General features: G+C 49.0%; 7 protein-coding genes. All 7 read left to right on the forward strand.

Translation table 11 applies throughout. The features are described 5' to 3' along the window. Positions 1–142: 142 nt before the first annotated feature. Positions 143–1225, forward strand: coding sequence for a hypothetical protein (locus tag KDK14_RS10545; RefSeq protein ID WP_257265065.1), 1083 nt, complete (start codon positions 143–145; stop codon positions 1223–1225). Positions 1226–1522: 297 nt separating this feature from the next. Continuing rightward, on the forward strand, positions 1523–1951 hold the full coding sequence (gene rplM / locus KDK14_RS10550; RefSeq protein WP_257265066.1) for a 50S ribosomal protein L13: 429 nt from the start codon (positions 1523–1525) through the stop codon (positions 1949–1951). 12 nt (positions 1952–1963) lie between these two features. Next, a complete protein-coding gene (rpsI, locus tag KDK14_RS10555) occupies positions 1964–2356 on the forward strand; it encodes a 30S ribosomal protein S9 (protein ID WP_257265067.1) in 393 nt (130 codons plus the stop codon). 551 nt (positions 2357–2907) lie between these two features. Further along, a complete protein-coding gene (petA, locus tag KDK14_RS10560) occupies positions 2908–3501 on the forward strand; it encodes a ubiquinol-cytochrome c reductase iron-sulfur subunit (protein WP_257265068.1) in 594 nt (197 codons plus the stop codon). Further along, complete coding sequence (locus KDK14_RS10565; RefSeq protein ID WP_257265069.1) at positions 3501–4736, forward strand: cytochrome b N-terminal domain-containing protein; 1236 nt, start codon at positions 3501–3503, stop codon at positions 4734–4736. Before petA ends, KDK14_RS10565 begins: the two co-directional genes overlap by 1 nt. Beyond that, positions 4736–5506 (forward strand): cytochrome c1, encoded by a 771-nt coding sequence (locus KDK14_RS10570; protein ID WP_257265070.1) that lies wholly within the window; start codon positions 4736–4738, stop codon positions 5504–5506. The genes KDK14_RS10565 and KDK14_RS10570 overlap by 1 nt, the downstream gene beginning before the upstream one ends. Positions 5507–5654: 148 nt before the next feature. Continuing rightward, positions 5655–6203 carry a DUF2058 domain-containing protein gene (locus KDK14_RS10575; protein WP_257265071.1) on the forward strand — a complete coding sequence of 183 codons (549 nt, stop codon included), beginning with the start codon at positions 5655–5657 and terminating at the stop codon, positions 6201–6203. The last annotated feature ends 81 nt before the right edge of the window (positions 6204–6284 follow it).

The raw sequence follows: 6284 nt of genomic DNA on the forward strand, positions 1-6284 counted from the left end.
ACGCAGCAGAGTGACTGGCCACTTAGTCAGAAAATATGATTTCATTTGGTTAACTGCTTATGGTTAATTGTGCATGGCTATAATCGTTGGCTGAGTTTTTGTCCCGGTATTCATTTGATTCACAGTATTGCTGGTGAGGCTTGTGGTAAAAATTAAGACGATGCTTTTGTTTTTTTCAAGAGCTCTGGCGAGAAGAGCAGGGCGGTATGGTTGTATCGCAATTGTGATCGCTGGTCAGGCAATAGCGGGTTATCAAAGTCAGTCTGACGACGTTGAGGCTCCAGACTATGCCGGCTTTGTGGAATTGAGGGATATCTACGGTGTCAATGGGGATTTGAAATATACGAGGGGTTGCCTGCAGGGGGTTGCCGAGTCCTGTCGAATAATGATTACAGTGCCATCAGAGGATGATGAAATTGATCAAATGGAGGAGGTAGAAGACGGATTTTTTGATTATGTCAATTACCTTTCTTACCTTAAAAGAACCGGACAATTGTTGTTGGTAGACTTTGAAGCAATATTAACTGAATCTGCTTCAGAGGTTTCGGGTTACAAGGTGTTATTTACCACGGAGAGCAAAGTCAGGCGGTTGGTAAAAAAAATTGATTCAAGGACAATGCCTGCCCCTTTGAAGAAAAACCCGCTGCTAATTTTTTTAATTCTTGCAACCCATCAATCATCCCTTGATTTGATGCTGTCCACTGAAAGAAATTTTTACATCAGGAGTCTGGAATGGATGGACCTGAAGTCACTGTATATCAGTGGTGCTGGACGGGGGGGTATTTATGGCTACCGGTATTATCATTTCCCCAAAGATAATGAGCTTTTTCTGGATCTTGGCGGGCCTGTAAGTATCAATGGACTCTCAGAAGGTGTCGGGTTCAGTTTTGCCGATAATGACAAAACGCAACCTCCTGTGAGAATGGTGACCGGGTATCACGGGGATCAGAAAAATAGTTTTGTAAACAGGATGTCTTTTTGGGTCACATACGCTGCCCTTGCCGGTGGTTTTGGCGTGAGTTTATGGAGCCGAAGCATTGTGGGCTTCCTGGTGAGTTCCTTACTACTGGCCGTTGAAGTCCGAACCAGTGCTGCTTCTTCAGAACTTGAGATGCTCGGCAGAAAGGTTCTTCCCGATGGTCTTCAGTTTAATCCGAACTTTCAGGGTCGTCATATTTTAAAAATGCTCAGGGCCTCTGACAACGTTTTCCAAGTTCATCATTAGCGATTATGGATTTAAAACATTGTACTCTCAGAAATATTGGGTCAGTTGTTTCCCTGAACTCCTGCCTGAAGAAGGCAGGAAGACTGATTATGAGTTTTTAACCTGGATCTTGCTCACATGAGGGGCTTTATTTCCTCTTGCCAAAGGGTATAATACCGCTCCCGTTTCCCGATAGAGCGCCCATTGTTTTGAACAGGCCGGTATTGCTATCCGGGGCTATTAGCCTGGCTCTGGTCCAGCAGGGAACGGCCATGCAGAAACAGGTATCGCGTCAGCGGTATCACAGAGGCGAAATTAATGAAAACTTTTAGTGCTAAACCAGAAACCGTAAAACGTGACTGGTTCGTAGTTGATGCCGAAGGCAAAACGCTGGGCCGTCTGGCAACAGAAATTGCTCTGCGTCTGCGCGGCAAGCATAAGCCAGAGTACACTCCACATGTGGACACTGGCGACTACATCGTTGTAGTAAACGCCGAGAAAGTGCGTGTTACCGGACGTAAGTCCAGTGACAAGATGTACCACCGCCACACCGGTTACATCGGTGGCCTGAAGTCAGTGAGCTTTGACAAGCTGATCGGACACAATCCGGCACTGGTAATCGAACTGGCTGTCAAGGGGATGCTGCCCAAGAATGCTTTGGGTCGTGCCATGTACAGCAAGCTGAAGGTTTATGCCGGAAGCGAGCACCCACATGCTGCTCAGCAGCCTCAGCAACTGGAAATGTAATCAGGGGTGGTTATGTCTTTAACTCAATACTATGGAACTGGACGTCGCAAGTCCTCAACCGCACGTGTTTTTCTCAGGGCTGGCTCTGGCAATATTACTGTCAATGGACGTACTCTGGATGAATACTTCGGTCGTGAAACTGCTCGAATGGTGGTTCGTCAGCCTCTGGAACTGACTGAGCTGACTGAAAAGTTCGACATCAAGATCACGGTATCCGGTGGCGGCGGTTCTGGCCAGGCGGGTGCTATCCGCCACGGTATCACCCGTGCGCTGATGCAGTATGATGAGACTCTGCGCTCTCCTCTGCGTAAGGCTGGCTACGTTACCCGTGACGCTCGTGAAGTTGAGCGCAAGAAGGTTGGCCTGCGTAAATCTCGTAAGCGTCCACAGTTCTCCAAACGCTGATCTCAGTCAACCTGACGGTATCGCCATCAGGCTGTGTCTGATTTTCTGGAAATCTTCCCCTTGCGCCTCTTTCGGGAGAGCGTACTGGGGATTTTTTTTTGTGCCTGCAATTTTTAGCAAAAAACCTGCGCCCTGTTTTGGGCATTTTTTTTATGCGTTAAAACCAGTATCATTACGCAGGGTCGCTCAGAAGGTTAAGCATAATTCAATGCGGCTTTTTGATGGGGGGTTGGTTGCCACTGTCAGGTTGTCTGGGGTGCTGATGGTTCGGCGAGAGAACTTGTGTCTTTGTCCTTGCCAGGCTGTTTAACAAAAGCCCTGTTTCAGAAGTAAATCTGTTATTATGTCTGGTGTACTTTGTTTTATCTTGTGACGGATGGTCTGTGATCGGTCGCGTCCTGCCAATAATAAAGTTTGGGGTTCAAAAACGGAAAGCCGGTTTACTGATCGATGGACGTTTTGTTGAGTTCCTGACTGGTGGATTCCAGTTATCACACCCATGAACAAAAAAAAGTCATTGGGCATTCAGCCCGGATGGGGAGAGTAGGTTAATGAGTGACAACGGCGTAAACAAGGGTCGGCGCCGCTTTCTCGTGGCAGCGACTTCGGTAGTGGGGGCTGCCGGGGCTGTTGGGGTTGCTACGCCATTTCTGAAGTCGTGGAACCCAAGTGCAAAAGCAAGGGCTGCCGGTGCCCCGGTGAAAGTCAATTTAAGCAAGCTGGAACCAGGCCAGCAGGTTGTCTACGAATGGCGGGGTAAACCAGTCTTTGTGCTGCGCCGTACCAAGGATATGCTTGAACAATTGCCATCACAGGATGGGCGTTTGCGTGATCCGAAATCAACAAGCTCAGAGCAGCCGGAGTATGCCACCAATCCGTACCGTTCACGGACGGAAGATGTTTTAGTTCTGGTCGGTCTGTGCACCCACCTTGGGTGTTCTCCGAAATATCTGCCGGAAGTCAAACCCATGGAGTTTGATGCCCAATGGAAGGGAGGATATTTCTGCCCCTGTCATGGTTCGCGGTTCGATCTCGCCGGTCGAGTTTACAAAGGAGTTCCTGCCCCAACGAATCTGGTCGTGCCACCTTACTCCTTTGAAGGCGATGATATTCTGATTATCGGTAAAGATGAGGAGAATGCGTGATGGGAAATAAAATAATGGCTTGGGTTGATGCCCGACTTCCCGTCACCCAAGCGTGGGAGAAGCATCTCAGCAAATACTATGCGCCCAGGAATTTCAACTTTTGGTACTTCTTTGGTTCCCTGGCCCTGCTGGTGCTGGTTAACCAGCTCCTGACCGGTATCTGGCTGACCATGAGTTATGTACCCAGCGCGGAAGCCGCTTTTGCTTCTGTTGAGTACATCATGCGGGATGTTGAATATGGCTGGTTGATTCGCTATATGCATTCTACCGGCGCATCCATGTTTTTTGTGGTTATTTATTGCCATATGTTTCGTGGACTTCTCTACGGGTCCTACAAGGCGCCACGGGAATTGATCTGGATTTTTGGAATGGCAATTTACCTGGCGCTGATGGGCGAGGCCTTTATGGGGTACCTCTTACCCTGGGGGCAGATGTCCTACTGGGGAGCACAGGTTATTATTTCCCTGTTCGGTGCCATTCCGGTGATTGGTCCGGATCTTCAGCAGTGGATTCGCGGTGACTTCCTGATCTCTGGTATTACCCTGAACAGATTCTTTGCACTCCATGTTATTGCGCTGCCGATCGTTATTCTTGGTCTGGTGGTTCTGCACATTCTGGCGCTGCATGAAGTTGGCTCAAACAATCCGGACGGTATAGATATCAAGAAAAATAAAGGTTCTGATGGTGTACCCCTTGATGGTATTGCTTTCCACCCCTATTACACCGTTAAAGACATTGTCGGTGTTGTGGTTTTCCTGTTTGTTTTCTGCGGCATTATTTTCTTCTTCCCGGAGATGGGCGGATTCTTTCTTGAGCATGCCAACTTTGAACCGGCAAACGGTCTGAAGACACCAGAGCACATTGCACCGGTATGGTATTTTGGTGCCTTCTACTCCATTCTCAGGGCGATTACCTTTGATATCGGGCCAATCGACTCCAAGTTGGGCGGTGTTATCGCCATGGGTGGTGCCATTGCCATTCTTTTTGTACTACCCTGGCTGGACCGCAGTCCGGTCAGATCATGGCGTTATAAAGGCTTGATCAGCAGAACCAGCATTGTTGTTTTTGCCTTTGTCTTTATTTTGCTGACCTGGCTTGGAACGCAGCCGGCGACCGAGACCTACACACTCATTGCCCAGATTTGTACGCTGATTTACTTTGCGTTCTTTCTGTTGATGCCTTTCTACACTCGGTGGGAGAAGACCAAACCTGTACCTGAGAGGGTGACCGGCTAATGAAAAGAATAATACTGACCATCAAGTTGTTTCTGGTTTCTGTGCTGTTTTCATCGCTGGCCACAGCAGCCGGTGGGGGATACCCTCTTGATGAGGCCAATGTGGACTCTTCTGATAAAGCTTCGCTACAGCGAGGCGCAAAGTATTACCAGAACTACTGCGCAGGTTGTCATGCGACTCAGTATCAGCGCTATGAGCGGGTAGCGGATGATCTGGGTATTCCTCATGATCTGATGATGGAACACCTGGTGTTCGACAAGTCTGCCAAGATCGGCGACCTGATGCGCAACAGCATGGACCCGGACGAAGCCAAGGTCTGGTTTGGTGCTCCTCCCCCCGACCTGACACTGGTATCCCGCGTTAAAGGTGGGCCTGACTGGCTATATACCTATCTGAGAACCTTCTATGAAGACCCGAGTCGTCCTTACGGAGTCAATAACAAGGTTTTCCCGGATGTTGGTATGCCTCATGTGCTTCTCGGGCTTCAGGGAGTCCAGATCGACAATTGTGGTGATGCAGACCCAACGGCCCGCGACCCGCTGACTGGTGACAGGATCTGTGGCCTGACGGTTGATCCGGCGCGTAAGGGGACTATGACGCCCACTGAATTCGATCAAATGGTCTATGATCTGACCAACTTCCTGGCTTACTCGGCGGAGCCAATGCAAGAACAGCGTAAGCAGCTGGGTATTTATGTATACCTGTTCCTGGCTCTGTTCTTTGTGTTTGCCTATCTGCTCAAACGGGAATTCTGGAAGGATGTCCACTAATCAACGGTCCTCGTGACCATCTTGAAGGCCCGCAAGGGAAAATTATTCTTTGTGGGCCAAAAAGTAAGCAATGGCTGGTCTCGACTCTGGCTGTCAGTAGAAGGGCTTGCCAAGATTCCAGCTTTTTGTATCCCCGGTATTTAAGACGATGAGTAAATCACTTCGTGACCAACTGATGAAGGCAGGCCTTGCAACCAAACAACAGGCACTACAGGCGAAGACCAGTAATAAGAAAAAGAAACAGCAGGCAGCCAGGTCTGGTGATATGACCGATCAGGAAAAGCGCCGTATTGAGCTGGATAAAGAGAGGCAGGCTCAGGCTGAGAAAGATCGTGAGCTGAATCGACAGCTTGAGGATGAACGACAGCGTAAGGCGTTGGAAGCACAGGTTCGTCAACTGATTGAGTCAAATGCGTTGTCCCGTGCCGGGGGGGAAGCAGAGTACAAGTTTGTATATGACAAAAAAATCAAGAAAATCTATGTGACTGATGAACAGTTGACCAAGTTGGAAAGGGGCTTGCTGGCTCTGGCTACATTGGGCGATGATTTTCTGGTCATCCCTGCGCCGGTGGCTAGCAAGATTGCAGAGCGTAAGCCTGAAGCGATTGTCATGCAGAATGATAAGTCTGGCGATCTGACTGAGGAAGAGGAAGACTGGTACGCGGATTATCAGATTCCGGATGACCTGATGTGGTAACGGGTGCCAGGAGGCTGTCCTAGAATAGATTGCCCTGCTGCGGTTGCGATAAATTGGTCTAAAAATTCCTGCTTCTTCGTC

Source organism: Endozoicomonas sp. ONNA2 (assembly GCF_024606365.1).
GTDB lineage: Bacteria > Pseudomonadota > Gammaproteobacteria > Pseudomonadales > Endozoicomonadaceae > Endozoicomonas.